The 26,117-nt window shown below is 55.5% G+C and carries 22 protein-coding genes and 1 pseudogene; 16 read left to right on the forward strand and 7 right to left on the reverse strand.

The window, feature by feature from the left end; translation table 11 throughout:
* Positions 1–76: 76 nt before the first annotated feature.
* From mtlD to ACLRGG_RS12645, 4 genes are all read left to right on the forward strand, one after another.
* On the forward strand, positions 77–1,225 hold the full coding sequence (gene mtlD, locus ACLRGG_RS12630; protein WP_416250092.1) for a mannitol-1-phosphate 5-dehydrogenase: 1,149 nt from the start codon (positions 77–79) through the stop codon (positions 1,223–1,225).
* Between the two features lie 103 nt (positions 1,226–1,328).
* Positions 1,329–1,853 (forward strand): MltR family transcriptional regulator, encoded by a 525-nt coding sequence (locus ACLRGG_RS12635; protein WP_416250093.1) that lies wholly within the window; start codon positions 1,329–1,331, stop codon positions 1,851–1,853.
* Positions 1,854–1,925: 72 nt separating this feature from the next.
* Entirely contained in the window at positions 1,926–2,288 is a 363-nt protein-coding gene (locus ACLRGG_RS12640; RefSeq protein WP_416250094.1) for a YibL family ribosome-associated protein, read from the forward strand.
* Between the two features lie 205 nt (positions 2,289–2,493).
* Positions 2,494–3,183, forward strand: a complete 690-nt coding sequence (locus tag ACLRGG_RS12645; RefSeq protein ID WP_416250095.1) for a hypothetical protein — start codon at positions 2,494–2,496, stop codon at positions 3,181–3,183.
* Between the two features lie 66 nt (positions 3,184–3,249).
* On the opposite strand, the gene ACLRGG_RS12650 is transcribed toward ACLRGG_RS12645, so the two are convergent.
* From ACLRGG_RS12650 to sodA, 4 genes are all read right to left on the reverse strand, one after another.
* A complete protein-coding gene (locus ACLRGG_RS12650) occupies positions 3,250–4,320 on the reverse strand; it encodes a sugar ABC transporter substrate-binding protein (protein WP_416250096.1) in 1,071 nt (356 codons plus the stop codon).
* 96 nt (positions 4,321–4,416) lie between these two features.
* On the reverse strand, positions 4,417–5,412 hold the full coding sequence (locus ACLRGG_RS12655; protein WP_416250097.1) for an ABC transporter permease: 996 nt from the start codon (positions 5,410–5,412) through the stop codon (positions 4,417–4,419).
* Positions 5,409–6,914, reverse strand: a complete 1,506-nt coding sequence (locus ACLRGG_RS12660; RefSeq protein WP_416250098.1) for a sugar ABC transporter ATP-binding protein — start codon at positions 6,912–6,914, stop codon at positions 5,409–5,411. Before ACLRGG_RS12660 ends, ACLRGG_RS12655 begins: the two co-directional genes overlap by 4 nt.
* Before the next feature lie 293 nt (positions 6,915–7,207).
* Entirely contained in the window at positions 7,208–7,825 is a 618-nt protein-coding gene (sodA, locus tag ACLRGG_RS12665; RefSeq protein WP_067700449.1) for a superoxide dismutase [Mn], read from the reverse strand.
* 206 nt (positions 7,826–8,031) lie between these two features.
* On the opposite strand from sodA, the gene ACLRGG_RS12670 reads away from it, so the two are divergent.
* Positions 8,032–8,757: a DUF421 domain-containing protein gene (locus ACLRGG_RS12670; RefSeq protein ID WP_416250099.1), complete on the forward strand. Its 726-nt coding sequence runs from the start codon at positions 8,032–8,034 to the stop codon at positions 8,755–8,757.
* A 772-nt stretch (positions 8,758–9,529) separates the two neighbouring features.
* On the opposite strand, the gene ACLRGG_RS12675 is transcribed toward ACLRGG_RS12670, so the two are convergent.
* Positions 9,530–10,870 (reverse strand): aspartate aminotransferase family protein, encoded by a 1,341-nt coding sequence (locus ACLRGG_RS12675; RefSeq protein ID WP_416250100.1) that lies wholly within the window; start codon positions 10,868–10,870, stop codon positions 9,530–9,532.
* A 172-nt stretch (positions 10,871–11,042) separates the two neighbouring features.
* Between ACLRGG_RS12675 and ACLRGG_RS12680 the strand changes: the two genes are divergently transcribed.
* Entirely contained in the window at positions 11,043–11,834 is a 792-nt protein-coding gene (locus ACLRGG_RS12680; protein WP_416250101.1) for a DeoR/GlpR family DNA-binding transcription regulator, read from the forward strand.
* 69 nt (positions 11,835–11,903) lie between these two features.
* Here the strand turns inward: ACLRGG_RS12680 and fdhD are convergent, their stop codons facing one another.
* Positions 11,904–12,731, reverse strand: a complete 828-nt coding sequence (gene fdhD / locus ACLRGG_RS12685) for a formate dehydrogenase accessory sulfurtransferase FdhD (protein WP_416250119.1) — start codon at positions 12,729–12,731, stop codon at positions 11,904–11,906.
* 377 nt (positions 12,732–13,108) lie between these two features.
* Here fdhD and fdhE point away from each other — a divergent pair, with 377 nt between their 5' ends.
* The 7 genes from fdhE (at position 13,109) to ACLRGG_RS12720 (ending at position 21,381) form a co-directional block, all read left to right on the forward strand.
* Positions 13,109–14,035, forward strand: a complete 927-nt coding sequence (gene fdhE / locus ACLRGG_RS12690) for a formate dehydrogenase accessory protein FdhE (RefSeq protein ID WP_416250102.1) — start codon at positions 13,109–13,111, stop codon at positions 14,033–14,035.
* 89 nt (positions 14,036–14,124) lie between these two features.
* Positions 14,125–14,736, forward strand: a complete 612-nt coding sequence (locus ACLRGG_RS12695) for a glutathione S-transferase (RefSeq protein WP_416250103.1) — start codon at positions 14,125–14,127, stop codon at positions 14,734–14,736.
* Positions 14,737–15,059: 323 nt separating this feature from the next.
* Positions 15,060–16,190 carry a NapC/NirT family cytochrome c gene (locus ACLRGG_RS12700; RefSeq protein WP_416250104.1) on the forward strand — a complete coding sequence of 377 codons (1,131 nt, stop codon included), beginning with the start codon at positions 15,060–15,062 and terminating at the stop codon, positions 16,188–16,190.
* Positions 16,180–18,657, forward strand: coding sequence for a trimethylamine-N-oxide reductase TorA (gene torA, locus ACLRGG_RS12705; protein ID WP_416250105.1), 2,478 nt, complete (start codon positions 16,180–16,182; stop codon positions 18,655–18,657). Before ACLRGG_RS12700 ends, torA begins: the two co-directional genes overlap by 11 nt.
* A 128-nt stretch (positions 18,658–18,785) precedes the next feature.
* Positions 18,786–19,349, forward strand: coding sequence for a DNA-3-methyladenine glycosylase I (locus ACLRGG_RS12710; RefSeq protein ID WP_416250106.1), 564 nt, complete (start codon positions 18,786–18,788; stop codon positions 19,347–19,349).
* A 111-nt stretch (positions 19,350–19,460) separates the two neighbouring features.
* On the forward strand, positions 19,461–20,123 hold the full coding sequence (locus ACLRGG_RS12715) for an OmpA family lipoprotein (protein WP_416250107.1): 663 nt from the start codon (positions 19,461–19,463) through the stop codon (positions 20,121–20,123).
* Between the two features lie 241 nt (positions 20,124–20,364).
* On the forward strand, positions 20,365–21,381 hold the full coding sequence (locus tag ACLRGG_RS12720; RefSeq protein WP_416250108.1) for a LacI family DNA-binding transcriptional regulator: 1,017 nt from the start codon (positions 20,365–20,367) through the stop codon (positions 21,379–21,381).
* 74 nt (positions 21,382–21,455) lie between these two features.
* Here ACLRGG_RS12720 and ACLRGG_RS12725 read toward each other — a convergent pair whose 3' ends face one another.
* Positions 21,456–22,151, reverse strand: a complete 696-nt coding sequence (locus ACLRGG_RS12725; RefSeq protein WP_416250109.1) for a hypothetical protein — start codon at positions 22,149–22,151, stop codon at positions 21,456–21,458.
* Positions 22,152–23,033: 882 nt separating this feature from the next.
* On the opposite strand from ACLRGG_RS12725, the gene ACLRGG_RS12730 reads away from it, so the two are divergent.
* The 3 genes and pseudogenes from ACLRGG_RS12730 to ACLRGG_RS12740 form a co-directional block, all read left to right on the forward strand.
* Positions 23,034–24,752 (forward strand): ABC transporter permease subunit, encoded by a 1,719-nt coding sequence (locus ACLRGG_RS12730; protein ID WP_416250110.1) that lies wholly within the window; start codon positions 23,034–23,036, stop codon positions 24,750–24,752.
* Positions 24,753–24,787: 35 nt separating this feature from the next.
* Positions 24,788–25,573, forward strand: a complete 786-nt coding sequence (locus tag ACLRGG_RS12735; protein ID WP_416250111.1) for an ABC transporter ATP-binding protein — start codon at positions 24,788–24,790, stop codon at positions 25,571–25,573.
* 128 nt (positions 25,574–25,701) lie between these two features.
* Positions 25,702–26,050 (forward strand): annotated as a pseudogene (locus ACLRGG_RS12740) (hypothetical protein); the annotation flags it as partial.
* Positions 26,051–26,117 lie beyond the last annotated feature (67 nt).

Here is a 26,117-nt window from a genome sequence, read left to right on the forward strand (position 1 = left end):
CCCTGGGCCGGGCATGCCCGGCCCATTTTTCGGGTCGGGTTTGTCCGGCCCTCGATCGTTAATACGGGAAAAAGTTATGAAAGCATTACATTTTGGTGCCGGTAACATCGGCCGCGGGTTTATTGGTAAGTTACTGGCAGACGCCGGGATTCAGCTGACGTTCGCTGACGTCAACCAGGTCGTACTGGACGCGCTCAATGCGCGCAACGAATACCCGGTTCGCGTCGTCGGCGAAGAAGCCCGGCTGGAGATCGTGAAGGGTGTGAATGCGGTCAGCAGCGCCAGCGATGACATTATCCCCCTGATTGCCGAGGTGGATATCGTGACTACCGCAGTCGGCCCGCAGATCCTCGAACGTATCGCAGGCGGGATTGCCAAAGGACTGATCGCGCGTAGCGACAGTGGCAATAGCCGTCCGCTAAATATCATTGCCTGTGAGAATATGGTGCGCGGCACCACTCAGCTTAAGGGGCACGTGCTCAAGGCGATACCGGTGCAGTATCACGCCTGGGTCGATGCCAACGTTGGCTTTGTCGATTCTGCCGTGGACCGCATTGTGCCGCCCTCTGAGACGGGTACGGCTGACCCCCTTGAAGTTACCGTTGAGACATTCAGCGAGTGGATCGTCGATAAGACGCAGTTTAAAGGCCCCCTCCCCGCTATCCCCGGCATGGAGCTGACCGATAATCTGATGGCGTTTGTCGAGCGTAAGCTGTTTACGCTCAATACCGGACACGCGATTACCGCCTATCTCGGCCAGCTGGCCGGACACCAGACCATCCGTGATGCCATTCTGGATGAGCACGTACGTAAGGTGGTTAAAGGGGCGATGGAGGAGAGCGGCGCAGTGCTGGTGCGGCGCTATGACTTTGATGCTGATAAACATGCGGCCTACATTCAAAAAATTCTTGGCCGTTTTGAAAACCCCTGGCTTAAGGATGATGTCGAACGCGTGGGACGCCAGCCGCTGCGCAAGCTGAGCGCAGGCGACCGCCTGATCAAACCTACGCTGGGTACGCTGGAATATGGCCTGCCGCACGACAACCTGGTGACGGGCATTGCCGCTGCGCTGCATTATCGCAGCGACCAGGACCCTCAGGCACAGGCGCTGACGACGATGCTGTCAACGCTGGGCGTGCAGGCTACCCTGGCGGAGATTTCCGGGCTTGATGCCGATAGCGAAGTGGTCACCGCCGTAGTTAAAGCCTGGAACGCTATGGCATAATGCGCGCACTTCCGCATTCAACGGATGAACGGACAGGGTACGGCAAACGCCGTACCCGTTAAGGCGGCATCCCGCAGGGTCAGAGATTGATATGCAGGCTCTTATGGAAAAACCACAGGCTTTTGAGAATCGGGTGCTGGAACGCCTGAATGCAGGACGTTCGGTAAGAAGTTTTCTGATTGCAGCCGTTGAGCTGCTGGCCGAAGCCGTTAACCTGCTGGTGATTCAGGTTTTCCGCAAGGATGATTATGCGGTGAAATATGCGGTCGAGCCCCTGCTGCTGGGCAACGGGCCGCTGGGTGAACTGTCGGTGCGGCTGAAGCTGATTTATGGCCTTGGCGTAATCAACCGCAGCGAGTATGAAGATGCAGAGCTGTTGATGGCGCTGCGCGAGGCGCTTAACGACGATGGCACCGACTACCGCTTTACCGATGATGAGCTACTGGGGCCCTTTGGCGAACTACACTGCGTAACCGCTTTACCCACTCGCCCCGATTTTACTGCCGCCGATCCGGAGATGGCCGCCATGCTCAGGCAGCGCTACCAGCAGGTCGTCCGTTCTACCCTGGTCCTGTCGCTGACCGAACTTATTTCCCGCATCAGCCTCAAGCAGGCCTTCAAAAAGTAGCCGGCGGCTTTTCCCACTTCCTGCCGCTTTCGTGTATCCTTGCAGCAATGAATCACACTACGGTTAATGATAATGAAAGAACAAGTTCAGGAAGAGATAAAAGTCCTTAGCGATAAGCTGGACGCACTCATGCATAAAGAGCCGATGCTGCTGGAATCCGGCGATACTGAGAAGCTCGGCGAGCTGCAGGAAACCAAAGATAAGTTGATTGCTGAGATTGAGCGCCTGCGCGGCGTGCGCGAAGAGAAACTCAGCAAGGAAGCGCAGAAGCTGAAGCAGCTCCCGTTCAGCCGGGCGATCACTAAAAAAGAGCAGGCTAATATGGGCGCGCTGAAGAAAAGCGTGCGCGGGATTATCGTGGTACACCCGATGACCGCGCTGGGTCGCGAAATGGGCCTGAAAGAAATGACCGGCTTCGCCAAAGCGGCGTTCTAATCCTTACCTCCCTGCGGCGGGGATAAAGTTCCCTTATCCCCGCATGCCAACACAATGTCACCCTGCGTAATTACTCTCGCTGGTTTTATCTCCAGGGTTGTCAGCCCCTTTTTTTCAATGGTGTAAACATAAATAATTGCTTTTTTATATTATTTTAAAAAAAAATTCATTAAAGTTGAGGCAATTATCCAGGAGGGAAAATAAAATGCATGTTACAAATATTTTAAAAGCCTATATATTAAGAGATGATAATGCAGCTTTTAAACTCGCACAAGAAGACGTTAAGTACCACAAGCTCGCCAGGGGATTGCTCGAAAAAAACCTAAAGAAAATTGTTAATGATGATCATAAATATCGTCTTAAAAAACTTGAAAATACATCAGATAAATTGTTAACACTGTCAAATTTGCCGAACACATTGATTGTGTCAAATATGCCGAAGCAAACTGGTGATTCAAATATAAGTCCTTCTGTCACCACTGAGCACACTGAAAAAAAATTAAATGCTTTCGTTAATAACGATAATTTTTTAATTAGTATAGTCGAAAAGGCCATTAATAACTGTAATAATTTATTGAGTAAAGCAGATAATCAACAAAACAGAGATAAAGAACCCTATGCTTTTATTAACGATTTTCGTAAGATTGTTACCAACCTGGCAACGTTTGCAAAAGTTGAAGATACAAAGACACCAGGGATAGCTACTATTGCAGACGATCTTCTAAAAAAAGAGATCGTCAGTGAACGCTCTTTCACCTCTTATGGTGACCGCCAGCTCTCCTCGCAGGATAAGCCAAAAGAATGGCAAGCACTGCAAGCCCATGTGGAAGATGTAAAATCATGGTGTGAATCCCTTAAAGAAACATTTAATAAACAGAGAGAAAAATCATCATAAATTTGCTGTCCTCTCCCAGGAGGGATATTTTGGGAAATAGTGTTATTCGAATTGCATAAAAAACGCTTATTTCTTCGCGTACTTCGCCTGCAGCGTGGCAAACCACGGCGCGACAAAATCGGATGACTCCCCCCAGCCCGGCAGGATTTTATTCAGGCTGGCGACGTTAACTGCACCGGACTGGCTGGCCAGCTGCGCCTGGGAAATTGCCGCCGCCTTAAACTGCCAGCTGGCCGGGGTCTTTTCCCCCCCGATTTTATTCGCCACCAGACGCATATTGGTAGCGCCAATAAGCTTGCTGTCTACCGCCACGGTCTGTTTCCACGGGCTGTTGTTCTGGTGCATCAGCTGCAAATCCTGATTGGATACGTCGATGCTGTAGAGCCTGATCTCCGTGCGGCCATTCTCCTGCAGGGCCTTATAAGCCCCCTGGGCAAAGGCATCCCAGGATCCCCAGATAGCATCGATCTTCCCTTTCGGGTATTTGGCCAGAATCGCCCCGATTTTATTGGCGGTATCACCCTGCACGTCAGAGGATACCGCGCCGATCGACTCCAGCTGGTGAATGCCTGGACTGGCCTTAAGCACTTTCTCATACACCACCTGGCGGCGATCCATTGCCGGGAAGCCCCCGACCCACAGCTTAACGATATTCGCCTTACCGTTAGTGTCTTTGATCAGCTGATCGAGCGACAGCTGCGCCAGCGAAGCATCATCCTGCGCGGTGACGGTTACGCCCTCCACCGGCTGGTTAACCGGCGTATCGAACACGGAGACTTTAATACCCGCATCGGCAATGCGCTTCACCAGCCCGGTTGAATAGGGATCTTTGCCGTGCGAGAGGATAATGCCGTCATATTTCTGGCTGATCGCCTGATTGACGAAGTCCTGGAAACGCGCGTCGTCACCGTTGCTCAAAAAGGTGCTGACCTTAAAGCCCAGGCTGCGGCCTTCCTGAATGGCACCGGCAACAAACTGGGTGGTGTTGTCATCCGATCCCAGATTACGGATAACCGCAATGCGTACCGGACCGGCGTGGTTGGCAATGGCGGCCGGAACGGCAGCGCCCGTCTCTGCAAAGGTCGGCGCAGTGGGGAGCAGGCTGATAGCAAGCAGTGCCAGTGGGAGCTTTTTCATTATTATTACTATCCTCTTAGACAGTCATGACGTCAGAGACGCCGGATTCAGCACGGGTTCGGGCGCCCTCCGGCACCCGGGAAGCCGCAACGGTGACTAACGCCGCTGGATATAGGTGATAGCCAGCGCGACGGCCAGTACCAGACCTTTGATGATATCCATGGCGTAATAGGGAACGGAGAGCATCACCAGTCCGTTTTGCAGCACGCCGAGGATCACCGCCCCCACCAGCGTGCCCAGCGCATTCGGCTTACCGGAACCGGCCAGCGAGAAGCCAATCCAGGCGGCGGCGACCGCGTCCATCAGATATCCGCCACCGGCATTGACCTGCGATGAGCCGATGCGCGATGCCAGCAGAATGCCGCCCAGCCCCGCCAGCAGCGAGGCAATAACGTAGGCCAGCACGCGATAACGATTCGTACGAATACCTGACAGGCGCGCCGCCTCCGGATTACCGCCAATGGCATACATCCGGCGGCCATGTTTGGTCAGCGACAGCCCAAGCTGGGCCACCAGGGTGACCACCAGCATAATAATGACGATGGTCGGCACCTGGCCGAGCAGGGAGAAGTTGGCCGGGATGGTCCCTTCGGCCATATCACCACTCGGCATGACCATATTTTCCGTAATGGAGCCGCCGAAGCTCCAGGTCATCGCCACCCCCTGCACAATAAACAGGCTGGCCAGCGTGGCTAACATGTCGGGAATTTTCAGCACAACGATCAGAAAGGCGTTAAACAGCCCGACCAGGGTGCAGAGCAGCAGCGTAAGCGCTATTGCCTCGGTGCTGCCGTAGCCGTACCAGACGAACAGGGAGATAACCAGCGAGTTTGCCAGCGACGCGGTAGACCCCACGGAAAGGTCGAAGCCGCCGATGGTCAGCGAAACCGAGACGCCTACGGCGATCACCGTTACGATAGCGATCGAGCGCAGAATATTTATGATGTTGGTCGGCTCCAGAAAACTGTTTGAGGCCAGGCCAAATGCAACGATGAGCGCCACGCAGGTTAACAACATTCCCCATTTATAGAGAAATTCAAACAGCTGATGACGCACGGGCGTCCGCTTCAGGGACAGTTCATTGCTGCTCACGCAGGCGTTCCTCCGGTGGAATAAAGTAAAAGTGTTTCTTCATCAACGTCCTGGGCAGCCATTTCAGCCACAATGCGCCCGTCCCAGAGCACGCAGATCCTGTCGCACAGGCCAACCAGCTCGGCGAATTCACCCGACGCGTAGATGATCCCTTTCCCCTGCCGAGCCAGCCCGTCGATTAGCGTAAACAGGTCGGTTTTGGCTTTTATATCGACGCCCTTCGTCGGCTCATCAAGAATGAGGACGTCAGCGTTATTGCGCAGCCATTTGCCGATCGCGACCTTCTGCTGATTACCGCCCGACAGGCGCCTGAGCGTCTGCTGCGGCCCGGTGGTGCGCACCCCGAGCTTTTGAATAACCTCTTCTGCCCAGCGCCAGGCCTGACGGTGCCCGAACAGGCCCCAGCGGGAAAAGCTGTTATCGTCCGTAACGCTGAGGTTCATCGCGACCGATTCGTCGATAAAAATGCCCTCTTTCCGCCGCTCCTCGGGGATCAGCGCCATCCTGTTCTTCACCGCAGCATGAGGCGAGGTGGGTTTCCAGGGCCTTCCGTGCAGTTCGCCCCGCGTAATCCGGCTGCGACTGACACCAAACAGCGCCTTGCACAGCTCGGTTTTCCCCGCGCCGGCCAGCCCGGCAATGCCCAGGATTTCGCCTTTGCGCAGCGTCAGCGAAATATCGCGCAAAAGGTGCTCATCGTGCAGCCCCTGCACCGCCATCAGCGTCTCCCTGCCGAAGGGTGGGCGACGGGGCGGATAGATATCGTCCAGCTGATGGCCCAGCATTTTCTCAACGATCTGCTCGCCGCTAAGCTGCGCCATCGGGCCCGTTTCCACCAGCTGGCCGTCGCGCAGCACCGTCAGCCGATCGCAGATTTCCCGCAGCTCATGAATGCGGTGAGAGATAAAGACCACGCCGATCCCGCTGCTTTGCAGGCGGCGTACCACGGCGAACAGCCGCTCGCTCTCATGCTGATCCAGCGGCGCAGTGGGTTCGTCCAGAATCAGAAAGCGACAGTGATGTGAGAGCGCGCGGGCCAGCAAAATCTGCTGCTTTTCCGCCAGCGAACACTGATCGATGCGGCGACGCACGTCCAGTGAGACGTCCAGCTGTTGCAGCAGTGCCCTGGCCTGCTGGCGAATCTCGCCCCAGTGATAAACCTGTCCACCTTCGGCCAGTCTGTCGAGCATGATGTTTTCTGCCACGCTCAGGGTCGGCACCAGGGCAACATCAACCTCCTGCTGCACCAGATGGATCCCCAGCTGTCGGGCATCGCGCGGTGTGCGGATGGATACCGGCTTACCATCAAGCAGGATCTCCCCGCTGTAATGATCGTACGCCCCGGATAATACGGCCATCAGCGTCGATTTCCCGGCACCGTTAGCGCCGGTCAGGGCATGAACCGAATGCCCTTCAAGGCTGAAATCAACGCCGCTGAGTGCGGAAAAACCGCCAAAGGCAATGGCTACCTGACGCATTTCTAAGCGATTTACCCCGTTCATAAGCGAAATTCTCTGGCGAATACAAAAACGTCTGGTCGCATTTTTTAATGGTTTGTCACGGCTGACAACGAACGAAAGCGCATAAGCTAACACAAAATGATATTAGCCATCCAGACATCTGGCCACTTAAGCGGTTAACGCCGGATTGCGGGGGATAATCAGCATAAACGGGGGGAAGAAGCCGATCGGGCAGGATTACACGCGATTTTACGCAGATGATGGCCGGAGAAAGACGTAAAAAAACCGGCGAAGCCCTCTCGCCGGTTTGTCTTCACGCATCAGCGTGGAGGGATTTATTTTGCTGCGGAGAAACGGGCTGCCGCTTCGTCCCAGTTAACCACTTCCCAGAACGCCTTAATGTAGTCAGGACGTTTGTTCTGGTACTTCAGGTAGTAGGCGTGTTCCCACACGTCCAGGCCAACAATGGGCGTACCGGAAGCGCCAGAGATAGCTTCACCCATCAGCGGGCTGTCCTGGTTAGCCGTAGAGACGACGGCCAGTTTGTCACCCTTCTTAACCAGCCACGCCCAGCCTGAACCAAAACGGGTTGCGGCCGCTTTCTCAAATTCAGCTTTGAATGCGTCCACGCTGCCGAAGTCTTTTTCGATAGCGGCTTTAAGGTCGCCACTCAGGGTGGTGCCGGTTTTCAGGCCCTTCCAGAAGAAGCTGTGGTTAGAGTGGCCGCCCGCGTTGTTGCGCAGTACGGTTTTCTTGTCCGCAGGAACCTGATCCAGTTTAGCGATCAGCTCATCTACCGGCAGGCTGGCAAATTCGGTGCCTTCCAGCGCGGCATTGGCGTTGTTGACATAGGTCTGGTGGTGTTTAGTGTGATGGATTTCCATCGTCTGCTTATCGAAATGTGGCTCTAACGCGTCATAGGCGTAAGGCAGGGATGGTAGTGAATAACTCATGTTCATCATCTCCATAAAAGTTGGCGGTAGCTGTGTTGCTCCGCGTAAGCAGTCGGATCATTATAGTTAAATAAACGGTGGGTAAAAGGGTTATCAATGCCTTACTCTTACCGGGGTTTATTATTGAGGTGTTACCGCACAGTTTCTCTACTTATCCCTGGCTTCTGCTACGCTAATGAAGAACTTTTATCGAAGGGAAGAGGCTTATGGAGTACTACGGATTTATTCTGCTCAAATTTTTTATTGGCTTTGCCATCGTCATTACCCACCTGAATTTTTCCGGAAAAACTCAGCTTTCACAAATGACGCCCGTCGACTTTATCGGCAACTTTGTGCTGGGCGGCATTATTGGCGGCGTGATTTACAGCGACAGTATTCCTCTGTACCAGTATGTGGTGCTACTGCTGATCGGCGTGGCCTTTATCACCTCACTTAACGCCATCAGTAAGCACTTTTCGCTATTTCGCTCCATCACCATTGGCGACCCCATTCCGATCATCAAAAATGGCCAGTTCCTGATGGACAATATTCTCGCCCGACGGAACAAGATCGATATTCTGAGCGTTGCCTCGCAGATCCATACTCAGGGCATCCTCTCCTTTCAGGAAGTGCGCTACGCGCAGATTGAGCCGGGCGGCCAGGTCACGGTCATTGCCGAGGGTAGCCTGATGCCCTCGGCGATCGTTATGAAAAACGGCAAGGCGCGCCCCGGCGATCTGGCATTGATTGATAAAGACGAAGCCTGGCTACTGAAGGAAGTCGAGCGGTGTCAGCTGAAACGTGAGGATATTTTTCTCACCGAGTTCTGGGAGGGGAAGCTGATGTTCATTATGAATAACGGCGATATCGTCCGTCAGAGCGAAGAGGCCGGGGTGGGATCGGTGGGATTAAAAGCAGTACAGAAATTCGGTATTAATAGAAAAAAAAGATAACAAACATCCTGTCATGAGCTTTCTTTTTTTATAAAAATCAGGGGGAGTTATGAAATCTGGCATAGTCATGGGAATTCCATTTACAATTATTATAATTAGCCTACCAGGGATTTAATTAGACATTACTTTACGGGTGACTCGGAGTCTGTCCGCTCATGTAATCCACTATTGATGTAAGGTTATTTTAAGTCAAGGGTTGTAACAAAATATTCATTTTGCATGATTTTCTATCAGTTTTTTTGAACTATATCGCATAGTAAACCCCTTTTTTTGTTACATATTTGTCTACTTCACCGAGTGATTAAAGGGGGGAGAATAAGTATTGTTCCGTCAACACGAAGAAAAATCCTGAATAATAAATGGAACAGGTATGACTGAAATGGTGGCTTTAGCAAAGGTATTTGCAGACCACTCCCAAACGCTGAGTTAGTGATGGCCATGATGCCTCACCTATGGCACCGTCGGAAACTTGCGACCTTAAATGCCCAAATTTAGCAGCTCTTATCGATACTTAAACAGGCTTTAGTGGACTGTTACTGCGAAGGTGTAATCTTAAGTTGATCAGCGTCAGGCCTGACTGGGTCCGAAATGTCGTCTGTTATGTCTGCAAGCATTGTTACCGGAACAGAGGCGATAAGTGGCCTCTGTTTCGGCGGCCAGATTAACTCTGCCATTACCATTCAGCTCCAAACCGTCCCGCCGACGGTTTCTTAACAGCATCATGGTCAACATTATTGCTTAAGGAACAATAATCCACCTCTACGCCAGCCCATTACCGACCGCAGGCGGTCAGCGACTTATCCAGCGCGCCCACCAGCCAGTCGATGTCGCTCTCCTGGAAGGCTAACGGCGGGCGCAGCTTCAGCACGTTGCCATAAGGCCCGGCAACCGAGGTAAGGACATGGTTTTCACGCAGCCTCTCGGTGACGTCCAGTGCCAGCTGTTTGTACGGCGTCTTACTGCGCTTATCCGTCACCAGTTCAAAGCCAATAAACAGACCCGCTCCGCGCACATCGCCCACGCACTCATATTTATCCTTAAGCGTTAACAGCGCAGCCAGCAGCTTCTCGCCCACCGTGCGGCTGTGTTCCTGCAGGCCTTCATCCTTGATCACCGTTAGCACCGCCTGCGCCGCTGCCATCGCGACCGGATTACCACCAAACGTGTTGAAATAGGGGATATCGTCGCTGAACGCGGCAAGAACGTCGCTTTTTGCCAGCAGAGCAGAAACCGGGATGCCATTGCCCATGGGCTTTCCTGTGGTCACCACATCCGGCACCACGCCATGGCGGGCGAAGCCCCAGAACGCCTCGCCGGTGCGGGCAAAGCCGGGCTGCACTTCGTCGGCAATAAAAATACCGCCATTTTTATGCACCACCTCCACCGCTTTCTGCAGAAAACCTTTCGGTCCCGGCAGCACGCCGTCAGAGGAGAAAATCGAGTCGGCAAGAAAGCCGGCAAATTTGATGCCGTGGGCCGCCATATCGTCAATTTGCTTCTGTATTTCATTGGCAAACCACTCGCCCAAATCGGGCGCATCCACGCGATAGCGATCCGGTGGAGGAACCAGGCGCGTGGTGGCGGCCAGCGGCTGGCCCGAGCCCAGTGCGGGGGAGACGCCGGAGGTCAGGTCGCTGGTGCCGTGGTAGGCTTCCTGGGTGACGATAATGCCGGTGCCGCCGCTCCAGGCACGCGCGATGCGTATGGCCAGATCGTTCGCTTCCGAACCGGTACACATATACATGGCGCGGTCGATTTCAGCGGGAAGGGTGGCCAGCAGCGCTTCGGAGTAGTCAAGAATGCGCTCGTGCAGATAGCGCGTATGGGTATTTAGCTGCTGCATCTGCTGACAGACCGCATCGATAACCGCAGGATGGCAGTGTCCAATGCTGGCGACGTTATTGTATACGTCGAGGTATTTGTCACCTGCCGCATCCCACAGATACTGCCCCTCGCCCCGCACCAGATGTACCGGCTTACGGTAGAACAGACGATAGGACTCGCCCAGTACCCGGCTGCGCTTGTCAGTCAGCTTGCGAACATCAGCATCCAGCCCGGCGGCATGTTCGGCGCGAAAGCTGTTGGTATCCATAATGGTTGAACGTGTAGCCATGATCACTCCCGTTGCGATGAAGGATTACGATGGGCAGCAGCAGCCCGCTTGCGTTTATCATGGCAACTTTCAGTAAAAATGCAACAAAATACACAAATGCAATAAAATACACATGCACGTACCTCCATTGTCGGTTAGGCTATGCCCAGTCCAACGGCTAAAGGAGACAGATATGCTACAGGAAACGCGCCTGCACCGGATCCGTGCGCTACTGGCGACGCTGGGTCACGTCAGTACCGAGCGGATCATCAGGGAGCTGGGCATCTCACGCGAAACGGCCAGGCGGGACATTATCGCACTGGAAGCGCTGGGCGTCGCACGGCGCGTGCATGGCGGGTTAATGGCGCTGAATGCCGAACCGGAAGCGCCTCTGGTAGTGCGCAGCGAAGTTAAGGCCCGGGAGAAGCGGGCTATCGCCCGTGCGGCGGCGCGACGACTAAAGCCTGGCCAGACGCTGTTTCTGGATGCGGGTAGCACTACCACCATGCTGGCTGAGGAGCTGCGCACCCTCTCCGGGCTGACGGTGGTCACCAACAGCCTGAATGCGGCGCTGAAACTCTGCGCCGCCGGGGAGCATGAAACGCTGAATAACAGCATCATCCTGCTGGGCGGCAGTATGCTGGCCGGGGCGCAGGAGACGCGCGGCGATCTGACGGTGGGGGAAATTTATCGCTACCGGGCCGACGTGGCGATGCTGTCGCCGGTGGGCATTGACGGCAGGGGCGGTGCCACCAGTTTTTATCCGCATGAGGCGGCCATTGCCCGCGCGATGGTACAACAGGCCGATCAGCTTATTTTGCTGGCCGACAGCAGCAAACTCGGCCTCACCAGCCGGATCAACTATGCCACGCCCGGTCAGGTCAGCGCCTTAATCACCGACGGCGCGGCCGCAGAGCATCCCGCATTTTCCCTTATTGAGAAATCGCTGCCGGAGGTGGTGCTGGCCCCGGCCACCAGCCGCTGATGCCCGGGCGCACGCATTGCTGACCGCCGCGGGTACACAGTGCCGACCACCGCTGGCGGCGCAGCGGACTTAGCCTCGCAGCCGCCGGGGATGCGTATAGACCGTGGCGCGGCCAGGCTTGCTAAAACCCACCAGCGTCAGGTTGCTGCGTTCCGCGACCTCGACGGCGAGTTTGGTTGCGGCGGAGACGGCGAAAAGAATTTCCACGCCGCACATCGCCGATTTCTGCACCATCTCATAGCTTGCCCGACTGGAAACCAGCACCGCGCCCTGCTGCCAGTCTGGCCGCTGGCTGCGCAATCCCAGCAGCTTATCCAGCGCGACGTGCCTTCCCACATCCTCACAGCCGCCGGAAAGCTCTCCGTCCGGCCTGATCCAGGCCGCAGCATGCGTACAGCCGGTCAGTTGCCCAACGGGCTGAAAGCGTTTTAGCTGGTCCAGCGCCTTATCAAGCTGGTTGAGATCGAAGGTCTGACTGAACGGCAGCGGCTGGAGCGGTTTGCCGATTTCGGCAAGCTGTTCAACGCCGCATACGCCGCAGCCGGTGCGGCCCGCCATCGCCCGGCGCTGCGCCTTCAGACCCATAAAGCGGCGGCTGGAGAGCTCAATCTGCACCTCAATACCGCCGCAGGAAGGCTGGATATCCATCCCATAGATATCTGCTGGCGAATCAATAATGCCCTCAGAGAGCGAGAAGCCCAGCGCAAAAGCTTCCAGATCCTTTGGCGTAGCCATCATCACCACGTGCGAAATGCCGTTATAGACCAGCGCCACCGGCACCTCGTCTGCCAGCCAGTCCTCCTTTGCGCTCTCCAGCGCCATGCGTTGCCACACCTTCACCTGGCTCAGCCCGACGGCCTCATCCAGAGCCGGATTACCGTCACCCGCTTTATTCATCAGAAAATCACCCATGGCTCACGCTGACCCTTTCCGCTTTGCAATTCACCTCTGACCCCATAGCATGCGGATCGCTGATAAGATTCTGAACCCCCGGGCGAAGCACTGCAAGCGCCCGGATCTTATCCGTCATAACAGTCTCTGTTTGATAGTGAAGCGTTATAAAAGCGAGTGAAACGATGAAGTGGAGGAGACCGGGGGCTATAATTTTGAGCAGAAGCCTGTAATCTGGGCTTCTGTCCTGAGTCTGGTGCTATTGCAGGCAGCAGCACCCTTATCCGGCGGACCTTTTTATCGCCGGGGCTGAACACCCTATCCGCGCTGTTGGTATGCCGTTGGCGGATAGCTGCACCGTCGAAAAACAGGAAAAAACCCTGATGAATATTCGCATAATCCCGAACGAGAGGCTGGCAGACCACGAGCAAAATAGGGCAGAGGCCATCCCGCCGCTGCTTTTTCCCCGGCTGAAAAACTTATACAGCCGCCGCGCCGCGCGACTCCGGCAGCTGGCGAAGAAAAACCCGCTGGGCGATTACCTGCGCTTCGCCGCTGTCATCGCCAGCGCCCAGGAAATCGTACTCTACGATCACCCGCTGCGGCTGGATCTGCATGCAAGGCTGACCGAAACCGCCGCAGGCGGTAAGCCTCCGTTGGATATCCACCAGCTGCCGCGCGATGCACACTGGCAGCGGCTCCTGCATTCGCTGATTGCCGAAATGAAGCCCGAAATGAGCGAGCAGGCGCTGGCCGTGCTGGAGAACCTGGAGAAGGCCTCTGCCCAGGAGCTGGAAACCATGGCCTCGGCGCTGTTTGCTAATGAGTTCTCAAAGGTGAGCAGCGATACATCGCCGTTTATCTGGGCCGCGCTATCACTCTACTGGGCGCAGATGGCAGCGCTGATCCCGGGCAAGGCGCGCGCCGAACAGGGTGAACAGCGGCAGTTTTGCCCGGTCTGCGCCAGCGTACCGGTGACCAGCGTGATCCATCTGGACCCCGGGCAGGGTGGCGTACGCTATCTGCACTGCAATCTGTGCGAAAGTGAGTGGCATGTCCCCCAGGGCAAATGCAGCAACTGTGAGCACACCCGCGACCTGAGCCACTGGTCGCTGGAGGGTGAAGCCGGCGCGGTTCAGGCAGAGAGCTGCGGCGACTGCGGCACCTGGCTGAAGATGTTCTTCCAGCAGAAAGATCCGGCGGTAGAAGCGGTCGCGGACGATCTGGCTACGCTGGTACTGGATGCGCGTATGGAGCAGGAAGGCTTTGCCCGCAGCAGTCTGAATCCCTTTCTGTTCCCAGGCGAGTAAGCGCAATAATGGGCGGGAAAGGTCACTCTCCCGCCGATCAAAACCGTTCCGGGCCGATTTTCCAGGGCCCGTTCATAAGAGGAGGTGGGATGAAATTAATCGGCAGCTACGCCAGCCCGTTTGTCCGTAAAATTTCGGTGATTATGCTGGAAAAAGGCATTACCTTTGAGTTTGCTAATCAATCGCCCTGGACGGATGACAGCCCGGTACCGACCTACAATCCGCTGGGTAAGATCCCGGTGCTGGTCACCGGCCCGGAGGAGTACTGGTACGACTCCTCTGTGATTGCCGCTTATCTCGAACAGCTGGATATCGCGCCTGCGCTGATCCCGCGTGACAGGCTGGCGGCGATGAAGGTGCTTCAGCTACAGGCGCTGGCGGACGGCATCGGCGACGCGGCAGTGCTGCTGGTGCGTGAAGGGATGCGCCCGGCGGATAAACAGCTGGAGAGCGAGCTGGTGCGCCAGCGCGGCAAAATTCTGCGCGGCCTGGACGCGCTGGAAAAAGCCGCAGCCGGGGGTAAAGTGCTGAACGGTGACGCCATCAATCTGGCGGATATCGCCACTGGCTGCCTGCTCGGCTATCTGAACTTCCGCCGCGTGGTGCCAGACTGGTGCGTTAACCGTCCGGCACTGGTAAAACTGGCAGAGAAACTCTTTACCCGCGAGAGCTTTGCCCGCACGGTGCCGCCTGCACCCTGAACACATTGTTTTATGACAGGCCTGCCATCACGCAGGCTTTCACCTACTGACGGCCTGCTTCGCAGGCCCACAGACTGGCCCTCCCTCTGCTGCGGAAAACACTATTTTTCCGTAATTTGAACCTCGCTCGCACTTCTGCCCTTTCGTCGTGACCACCTCCCGCCTTTTTGATTCGCCACAATAAAACCACACAACCTGTGTGTGATAGTTAGCAGAATTATCATTCTTCTCACCCTTCAAAAGAGTGCAACAGAGAGACAGGAGCAGCTATGGGATTTCTCAGGAAAGAGACTGTATGCAGGTGGTTCAAAGGGTGGCGCGGTATGCTGCTGGTTTTATCAGGCATTGTTATCATCCTGCTGGTCGTCGCCGGGGGCGTCACCGTGCTGCATAAGACCAGCGATACGGCCTTTTGCGTCTCCTGCCACAGTATGGAAAGGCCGCTGGCGGAATATCAGGGCAGCGTACACTATCAGAATCACGCCGGGATACGCGCCAGCTGCGCTAACTGCCATATCCCCAGCCAGCCCGTCGACTATCTGTTAACCAAGATTGCCGCCGTTAAGGATGTTTACGGTGAAGTCACCGGCACCCTTGATACCGAAGAAAAATACAACGCCAAAAAACTGGCCATGGCCGAGTCGGTGTGGAAAACGATGAAAGCCAGTGACTCTGCGACCTGCCGCAGCTGCCATAGCTTTGAGGCGATGGATATCCTTGCCCAGCAGCCGGACGCGAGAAAGGCGCATCCCGTCGCCATCAGGAGCGGGGAAACCTGTATTGACTGCCATCGCGGCGTCGCCCATATCCTGCCGGATATGCGCGCCAGCAACGCCTCAGGCGCAAGCCAGCTGATCGCCGCCGCCGGGGTTAGCGTTGATAACGGGATGCTCTACAGCGTGCAGACTCAGCCCTTCGCCCTGCAGCCCGTGGCCGGGATGCCCGCTGGCACCCTGTTTCCGGCGGCACCGCTGACCGTTCTGCGTCGGGATCAGGGTAAGGTAGAAGCGCGTCTCAGCGGCTGGCAGCAGCAGGACGTTCCCACCCTTATCTACGCCGCTCCCGGCAAGCGCATTATCAGTGCGGTCATTGAGGAAGATACCTCCAGCCATATAAACATTCTTGCTTCCCGGACGGACGCGCAGACCGGCACGGTCTGGCAGCAGGTTTCACTTGATATCTGGCTCCCTCCCGGCGCACTGATTGATGACCAGCAGAAAATCTGGCAGTACGCCTCCGGCCTGATGTCCGCTAACTGTACCGGCTGTCATGGCCTGACCCCATCGAACCACTTTACGGCTAATCAGTGGATTGGCGTGATGAAAGGGATGGCGGCGCGCACCTCTCTGGATAAGGAGCAGCTACGAGTGGTTACCCTTTACGTGCAGAACCACGCCAGTGATATGCCGCCTCCGGATCTGCTGCCTTCAAAAGGAACTGAAGATGAAAAATAATCCGTTTTCACCCCTTTCGCGTCGCCGCTTTTTACAGGCTGGCGGTGCGCTGCTGGCCGCCAGCTCGCTCGACCTGCTTTATATGAAATCGGCCGTCGCGCAGGCCGTCAGCCAGGCCATGCCGCTCTTTAGCGCGCTGCGTCCGGCGAGCAAAGGGATCCTCACTGCTGCCCACTGGGGCGCATTTGAAGCCATCGTCGATCAGGGTCGGATGGTCAGCGTTCAACCGGTGCAGGATGACCCGTCACCCAATGAGCTGATCGAGATGGCGCCCTGGCAGGTTCATGCCGACAACCGCATCAAATACCCGATGGTGCGTAAAAGCTGGCTGGAACAGGGGCCGGGCGGGGGACGCGACCTGCGTGGGCGCGACGAGTGGGTCAGGGTCAGCTGGGATAAAGCGATTTCACTGGTCAGCAACGATATTCGCCGCCTGCAAAAGGCGTATGGCCCCTCCGCGATTTACGCTGGCTCCTACGGCTGGAAAAGCACCGGTACGCTGCATAACAGCCGGGCACTGCTGGGACGAATGATGAACCTCGCCGGGGGCTTTCTCGGCTACAGCGGCGACTACTCCACCGGCGCAGCCCAGGTGATTATGTCGCACGTCGTCGGCTCCATGGAGGTTTACGAACAGCAAACCAGCTGGCCCAACGTGGTTGCTCACGCCGAGCTGGTGGTGCTCTGGGGGTGTAACCCGCAGACCACGCTGAAAAATAGCTGGAACGTGCCGGATCACGTGGGGCTGGAGGGCATTGAGGCGCTGGCGAAAAAAGGTACCCGGGTCATCTCCGTCGATCCCATCTATACGCCAACCGCGAAGACGCTTAATGCGGAGTGGATTGCGCCAGAGGCCTACACCGACGCGGCGATGATCCTCGGGATTGCCCATACGCTGCTAACGGAAAAACGCCACGACGAGGCCTTTCTCAAGCGCTATACCGTCGGGTTCGACAAGTTTCGCGCCTGTCTGCTGGGTGAAAGCGATGGCACGGCGAAAAGCGCCGACTGGGCGAGTGAAATTTGTGGCGTGGAGGCTGAGAAACTGCGCGCTCTGGCGCGTGAGATGGTCAGTAAACGCACCATGATTATGGCGGGCTGGGGCATTCAGCGTCAGCATCACGGCGAGCAGCCGCACTGGCTGCTGGTCACGCTGGCGGCGATGATCGGGCAGATCGGGCTGCCCGGAGGCGGATTCGGTTTCAGCTATCACTACTCGTCCGGCGGCAGCCCGACGGCCAGGGGCGGGATCCTCTCCGGGGTGAGCACCGGGAAAGCCCCGGCAAATTCGCCACAGTCTGTCCCCGTTGCACGGATCGCAGACTGTCTTGCCAACCCCGGAAAACACATCCAGTTCAACGGCAAAGACATTACCTATCCCGATGTGAAAATGGTCTACGTCGCCGGGGGCAATCCGTTCCACCATCATCAGGATACCAATAATTTACTCAGCGCCTGGCAGCACCCGGAAACCATCGTGGTACATGAGCCCTACTGGACCGCCACCGCGAAGCATGCCGATATTGTTCTCCCCTGCACCACCAGCTATGAGCGTAACGATATGGATATGGGCGGTGATTACTCACAGCTGTATGTTTTCCCGATGCATCAGTGCGTTCCCCCCCAGCATGAGGCGCGCAACGATTACGATATCTTTCTGGCCATCGCCGCCCAGCTCGGCGTGGAGGAGGCTTTCTCCGAAGGTCGGGATGAGATGCTGTGGTTAAAGTCACTTTATGACAATATGAAAGCCCAGGCCAGGAACGCGGGCGTACCGCTGCCGCCCTTCAGCGAGTTCTGGCAGTCTGGCAACTACATTCGCTTTCCGGTGCCGGAAGAGAATAAAAACTGGGTGCGTTTCGCTGACTTCCGCGAAGACCCCCTGCTGAATCCGCTCGGTACGCCAAGCGGGAAAATAGAAATTTTCTCGCGCACCGTGGCGGAGATGAACTATGCGGACTGCCCCGGGCTTCCAGGCTGGCTGCCGCCACACGAGTGGCACGGTAGCGATGCGGCGCGGAAATATCCGCTCTCGCTTAATACCGCCCATCCGGTTAACCGCCTGCATTCACAGCTGGATAACACCCCGCTGCGCAAGAAATATGCTATCGGCGACCGGGAGGCGATTCTTATTAACCCGCAGGATGCTGCGGCAAGGGGCATTCAGTCCGGTGATGTGGTCAGGGCCTTTAACGAGCGGGGGCAGATTCTGGTGGGTGCATCCGTAACCGGGGATATCCGGCCGGGCGTGGTGCGCATCAGCGAGGGAGCCTGGTACGATCCGCTCGACGCGACGCAGCCCAATACGCTATGCAAAAATGGCAACGTTAACTGCCTGACCTTTGATATCGGCTCGTCGCAGCTGGCGCAGGGCAACTGCGGCCACATGGCGCAGCTTGAAATCGAAAAATATCGCGGTGCGGTGCCTGACAATACCGCCCATGCGCTGCCCGCTGGGGTGGTTTAAGGGGTAAATAGCGGCGCCAGTTGCTATTATCCTGACAACCGCTTTCCCCTGGCCCGAAGAGATCCTGGTTCTGGCCGTTTTAGGCCAGCCAGGCGGACTTTAGCCATCTTTAATAAGGAAGAGTCACTATGCAGCGCTGCGGCTGGGTAACACCGGATCCTCTCTATCTTGATTATCACGATCGTGAATGGGGCGTTCCTCTGACTGATACCCGCTCGCTGTTTGAGATGCTATGTCTTGAGGGGCAAATGGCCGGGCTGTCATGGCTTACCGTGCTAAAGAAGCGGGAGAACTACCGCCGCGCTTTCCACCAGTTTGATCCTCAGGCGGTGGCGCTGATGGAGGAAGACGAGGTGGAGAGGCTGATGCAGGAGAGCGGCATTATTCGTCATCGCGGCAAAATTAACGCAATTATCGCCAATGCCCGCGCACTGCTGACGATGGAAGCGCAGGGAGAGGCGTTTAGCGCCTTTATCTGGGGGTTTGTAGATAATCAGCCGCAGATCCAACGCTATGACGACCATCGGGCTGCGCCCTCCTTCAGCCCGGTTTCTGACAGCCTGTCAAAGCAGCTGAAGAAGAGAGGATTCAAATTTGTGGGCACGACCACCTGTTACTCATTTATGCAGGCCTGCGGGCTGATCAACGACCATACCACCGGCTGCTTTTGTCATCCCGATAATCTCAGGTAGCGCATCCTTACATTTTCAGAAGATTAAACCGTTTTATTCTCACATTTCCCGTTCATAATCGGCGTTTTACAGGCCATATGGCCTGCCGCTGTGTTTTGAGAGAGAAAGAAAATGAAAAAGCGTTATATTACCCTCGCTCTGGTTTTGAGCGGCACACTTGCCCTGTCGGGCTGTACCACTAACCCTTACACCGGCGAGCGTGAAGCAGGGAAATCCGGCGTGGGTGCCGGTCTGGGCGCCGCATTAGGCGCGGGCGTCGGCATGCTCTCCTCATCGAAAAAGGATCGCGGTAAAGGCGCACTGATTGGCGCTGCAGCCGGTGCAGCGCTGGGAGGCGGCGCAGGCTACTATATGGATGTGCAGGAAGCCAAGCTTCGCGACAAGATGCGCGGAACCGGCGTCAGCGTGACCCGTCAGGGCGATAATATCGTGCTGAACATGCCAAATAACGTCACCTTTGACAGCAGCAGCAGCACCCTGAAACCGGCCGGAGCCAACACCCTGACCGGCGTTGCCATGGTACTGAAGGAGTATCCAAAAACGGCGGTAAACGTGGCGGGCTACACCGACAGCACCGGATCGCGTCAGCTGAATATGACGCTCTCCCAGCAGCGCGCAGACAGCGTAGCCAGCTCGCTGATCACCCAGGGCGTTGCCGCCAGCCGTCTCCGCACTATTGGCCGGGGGCCGGATAACCCTGTTGCGTCCAACAGCAGTGCTGATGGCAAGGCGCAGAATCGCCGGGTAGAGATTACGCTCAGCCCGCTGCAGTAATCTTTGCAAACCGGGCCGCTCCGCTATGGCCCGGTTCTCGGTTCCCCGCTGTACTTTTTCTGACCTTTATCCCCGCGCTGCTCAGGCTCCGTCACCACAGACTGACGCAGAGAGATGGGCGGGATACCGCTTATGCTTTATGATGACCCGCTCACACTGCCTTTATCCGAACTACAGTAGATAAATCGCATCGATAAAAGCTGAGGCCAGGCTTGTTATACCCTAACGCCAAAGGACCGCCATGAACCGTAAGGCCGCACGCGCTACTATCAGCGACGTTGCCAGCGCTGCTAAAACCGGGAAAACCAGCGTCTCGCGCTATCTGAACGGTGAACAGCACGCCCTCTCCCCCGATTTAAAACAGCGGATAGAAGCTGCTATCGCTGAACTGAACTACCGGCCAAGCCAGATGGCGCGGGGCTTAAAGCGTGGCCGCACCCGCCTAATCGGGCTGATTATCGCCGACATTACCAACCCCTATTCCATTGACGTGATGAACGGCATTGAAGCCGCCTGCCGGGCGCAGGGCTTTACGCTGCTGATGTGCAATACCAATAACGAAGTGGATCAGGAGCAGCACTATCTGAATCTGCTGAGCAGCTATCAGGTCGAGGGGATTGTGGTCAACGCGGTCGGCATGCGCGAAGAGGCGCTAAATCACCTTCAGCAATCCCTGCTACCGATGGTCCTGATTGACCGCAAAATTCCTGACTTTGACTGTGACGTGGTCGGTCTGGATAACGCCGGGGCGGCCGCCATGGCTACCGAACACCTGATTGCCGGTGGCTTCAGAACGGTACTGTTTGTGACCGAGCCGCTCGGCATGGTCAATACCCGCCATGAACGTCTGCTGGCCTTTAAACAGACGCTGTCCCGCTATGCAGATTGCCAGGCAGAACAGGCCGAAGTCGCGCTCGGTGATGCAGCCGCGCTTGACCGGGTGCTGGGGGATTTCTATCAGCGCCACTCGACCCATCGCTGCGCCGTGATGGTGGTAAACGGGGCATTAACTCTCCAGGTCGCCCGCTCAATGAAGCGCCTGGGGCTGAACTGGGGTGAACAACTGGGGCTGCTGGGCTTTGATGAGCTGGAGTGGGCCGAGCTGGCCGGCGTAGGTATCACCACGCTGAAACAGCCTACCTGGCAAATCGGCTATACCGCACTGGAAATGGTGATACACCGTATAGAGGGTGATACGCGCACGCCCCAGGAGCGGGTTTATCCCGGCGAGCTGATTATTCGCGGCTCCACGAAATAGGTTCACGACTTCCGATGTCATTACAGGTGGGCGCTACGGCGCTTGCCATAGCCGTGCATTAACATCAGGTGGTTTCACGTACTGATATTTCTGATCCAGCCTTTCCTGCGCATATTCTCGCTACACTTGTCTTTTATACAGTCCGGGTTACCGGAGTAAGAGCCAAATGACAGGCCATCCTCTTCCATTTCTAAACGTGCGCAAACGCTATGCATCGCATCACTGACGACATTATCTATTACAAACTTCTTCACTCCTAACCGCGATGCCGCATCTGTGGCGGCATAGTGTAAAAGGTGGCTAATGCCTTTATTTTGCATATTCTCTGGCATAAAAATATCGCTGTATCCTAGTGTCGAATCGCCATGATGTTCCGGATCTTCGTTGGAAATATACATCACCTGACTCAATCCTTTTTTTTGTTTTTCATCACCCATTTTTATGGTTAACGTTATTTGCCGATCGCTATCTTTTTTATTATCACGATGAATATCGACAGAGCCATATTCGGGGTGACGAAAGCTAAAGGTACTGGCAAAAAGCTTCTTTTCCTCCGGCGAGACATTGTGCACATTATTTGTGGAACAGGATGGCGTACGGGCAACAGACAACCCTTGCTGCTTCAACGGGTTTACATATGTGGGCCGGGCCATTTCATCTAAGGCATTATCCTCAGGATGATTCGAGGGATTGCAGCAAAGCTGCCGTAAAATCTGTGAAGCCAAAGGCATGTCGTTTCCCCTAATATCTCTTTCATTATCTAAACCCACCGGACCTGCCTGTCGCACCCTCGTCGGATTCGCAATAGTTAACAAGAGGAGCGTTATTTCCTCTGACAGTGAGTGTCCTTAACCTCTCAATGGTTCCAGTCGTTTATGCTCATCGCACTGCGGGTGTCGATGCGCGAGCAGAGGCGCAGGAAATGGATTCACGCCGTGCGCCATCATGCTTCGCAGTGGAAGGCCGCTTTCCCGACGCGTTTCATTTTTTCTTAAACATCCTGACGTATAGGTTTGGTTTAGTATTGTTCTGATAGTCTTGCTGAGCGTCAATAATAAGTCCAGAGAGGAAACTATGTTTAATAAAATAGCCGACGAACCCCCGTCGGGATTGGTCATCCACGGCTGATTATCCTCTGCACCTTAATAGTGTCAGTAGAGATAATCGGCACATAACTTCCCCGCAACCGGGGTAGTGATTATCTTTATTTCGATGCTGTTATATCGAGGTGCATTATGCTTTTCAAAATTCCTGCGTTACCTGTTATCTCCGCTCACTGGAGCGATACGCGCCTGCCTGTCCTGTCGGATTCAGACGTGATCTCATTCACTGTGCTGATAACGCCTGTTATCTCCAGAATATCAAAGACATATCGTAACCTGAAGCACCAGCTCAGGCAGAATCGTCAGCGCGCCATTAAAGCGCATATTGACAGCATTCTTCCCTGATAAGAACGGCCAATCATCGGGTACATCGCTATTCAGAGCCTGGCAATTAACTCGACCTGAAGCTGATGTACCCGGTAGTGCGGTAAATACCTGCGTCTGAGTAAGCCCTGAATTAAACAGGGCTTAGTGAAGTGCGCGCTATTTACCCCAGACAGGCTATGGAATACCTCACCGGGTTATTTTATTCTCTAAGAGCTAATCTACATGCAGCATATAAATAACAGGATACATCCAAAAGGATCTATCTTTAACGATGTTATCGTCATTACGCTCCTCCTTGCGATTACCGGCTTATTTATCTATGCCTGGCAGGGGATGCACGTCGCATTTAATGGCACCTCTCTGCCAGAACTCAGTCAGAATTATAAGGACCTACCCTATTACAGCCTGCGCACCACCATGCGTCTGATGCTGGGATTACTCTACTCGCTGCTTTTTTCCATTGTCTTCGGCGTGCTGGCCGCAAAATTTGTCGCCATGCGCCGCGTGATCCTGCCCTTTGTGAACTTTATGGAGTCCGTCCCGCTCGTGGGTTTTTTAACCTTTACGACGGTTTTTTTTCTTAACCTCTATCCACACAGCGTGATGGGTCTGGAGGGGCTGGCAATCTTCGCCGTTTTTACCGGCCAGGCCTGGAATATGATGCTGACCATGTATCAGACGCTGCGCGTGGTGCCGCACCAGCTGACCGAAGTCACCTCGGCATTTCGCTGTAATCCCTGGCAGCGCTTCTGGCGCCTGGGCTTTCTCTACTCTTTTCCCGGCCTGCTGTGGAATACGATGGTATCCCAGTCTGCCGCCTGGTTTGCGCTGACCGCTTCAGAAATGCTGACTATCGGCAGCCACGATATCAACCTGCCCGGGGTCGGTGCATGGCTGGGGGTCGCGATCGGCAACGGAGACGTTCGCGCCGTTCTCTGGGGCGTATTCGCGCTTATCGTTAATATCGTGGTGCTGGATCAGCTGCTGTTCCGCCCGCTGGTTCGCTTCGCCAGCCAGTTTAAGTATGAAGATGTCTCTTCTGCGCGGCAGCCCTCCTCCTGGTTTTATGACTGTCTGACCCGCTCCGCCACCGGGCAACTGCTGGGGCGTCTGGGCAGCAAATTCTGCCATTTCTGGCTGTTTGTTCTGCCCAAAGCCTGGTATCGGCTCAAACTGCACAGCCTGTTCTCTTTCCTGTCGCTGATGAACTGGTTATGGGCCAGCCTGTGGTATCTGGCTATCGTGGTTGCCTCCCTCTACAGCAGCTACCTGCTATGGCTTTATCTGCCTCTGCAATACCTGCCTGAGTTTCCGGCCTGGATGGGCCTGACCGCCGCCCGCGTAATCAGCGCGATGCTGTTAAGCATTGTGATTTTTACGCCGATTGGCGTCTGGATCGGCCTGCGCCCGCAGCTGGTACGCTTTTTCCAGCCCGTTATCCAGATAATGGCGGCCATTCCGGTAAATGTTTTTTACCCGGTGATCACCGTCATCATTTTGACGTGGCACCAGAGCCTGGACGTCTGGACCATACCGATGATCATGCTCGGCACGCAGTGGTACGTCCTGTTTAACGTGATTGCGGGTACCTCCATGATCCCCAGCCAGATGATGGAGGTCAGCAGAGTATTTCGCGTCGGCGGTCTGATGTGGTGGACCAAATATATCCTGCCCGCCATTTTCCCCTATCTGGTTACGGGGATTATTTCTGCCGCCGGCGGCGCCTGGAATGCCGCGATAGCGGCGGAGGTACTCAACTGGGGAAGCGTCACGCTTAAAACCACGGGTCTGGGAGCCTTTATCTCCACCACCACCGAAGCTGGCCAGAATCCGGAGGCCGCCCTGGGCTGTATCGCCATGTGCCTGATGGTGGCCCTCTGCGTGATTTTTATCTGGCAGCCGCTTTATCGCTATGCCGAGACTCGCTTCAAATTCGACTGATACGTTCAGGAAACTGTTTCTCTGGGAGAGACCCAATGAAAAATTGCCATCTTGTTTTAGAAATCAAAAATGCCTCTAAATCGTTTCAGAAAGATCGGAGCCAGGCGCTTCCGGTGCTGGAAAATATCAATATGGAGGTGGCCGAAAACGAAATCGTCGCCCTGCTGGGTAAGTCAGGATCGGGTAAATCCACCCTGCTGCGCATGATTGCCGGGCTGGTCGATCCCAGCTTTGGCTCTATCGTCTGCAATGACCTGCCGGTAACAGGGCCGTGCCGTGATACCAGTATGGTCTTCCAGACGTTTGCACTCTTTCCCTGGCTGACCGTGTTTGACAACATCGCCTTTGGCCTCCAGGCCCAGGGGCTACCCGTAGATGAGATTGAACGCCGCACGGTAGATATGATTGAGCTGATTGGGCTGTCCGGCTACGCCGCTGCTTATCCAAAGGAGCTGTCCGGCGGGATGCGTCAGAGAATCGGTTTTGCGCGTGCGCTGGCGGTAGAACCTCAGCTACTGTTGCTGGATGAGCCGTTCTCTGCGCTGGATATTTATACCAGCCACAAGCTGCGGCAGGATCTCATTGATCTCTGGGAGCGGCGCCAGATCCAGACCAGGTCGATGGTGCTGGTCACACACGATGTGGAAGAAGCGGTGGCGCTTTGCGATCGTATTTACCTGCTGACCGGCACGCCCGGCACCATAACCGATGTGTTCAACGTTGATGCGTCGCGCGACACGCGCAGCAGAGAAAGCATGCAGCCGATGGTCGACAGGATCAGTGAAATGCTAAATGCGCGAATTGCCGCCGCACAAGTTTAGCCTCTCTGCGGCAGAGGACCAGCCCAGGTCAGGGTCGGCTCTCTGCCCGCCACTTTGCATTATTGATCTTACCCAGCAATGGTGGACACGTGACTAAGTGAGTAAACTCTCAACCAGAGGTGACTCACATGACAAAACCATCAGTATCCAAAGAGCCCCGTAAACAACATACGCCTGAGTTCCGCAGTGAAGCCCTGAAGCTGGCTGAGCGCGAGAGTGAACAGGCGGCAGAGATTGCCCGCCTCAAACGCCAGCTGGCGTAACCGGCTTGATGTGATAAGCATCCGCCAGCAGTTCCGGCAGCGCTGCGACAGCCTGCGTCGTCAGGGCCTGCGGGCGAAGGCTGCACGGAATTTCAGCCCGGTGAGCTATCGTGAACAGGGTCTTCCCGTATCAGAAAACCTGCTGAAGCAGGACTTTTATGCCAGCGGGCCGAACCCGAAATGGTGTGGATACATCACGTACTTACGTACGGATGTTTTGCCAGCCGTGAAATAATGCGCATGACGATGTTTAATTATATTTATTAGTCGCGACTTGATCT

The sequence above is a fragment of the Erwinia sp. PPS120 genome, from assembly GCF_047918655.1.
Classification (GTDB): Bacteria; Pseudomonadota; Gammaproteobacteria; order Enterobacterales; family Enterobacteriaceae; genus Erwinia; species Erwinia tasmaniensis_A.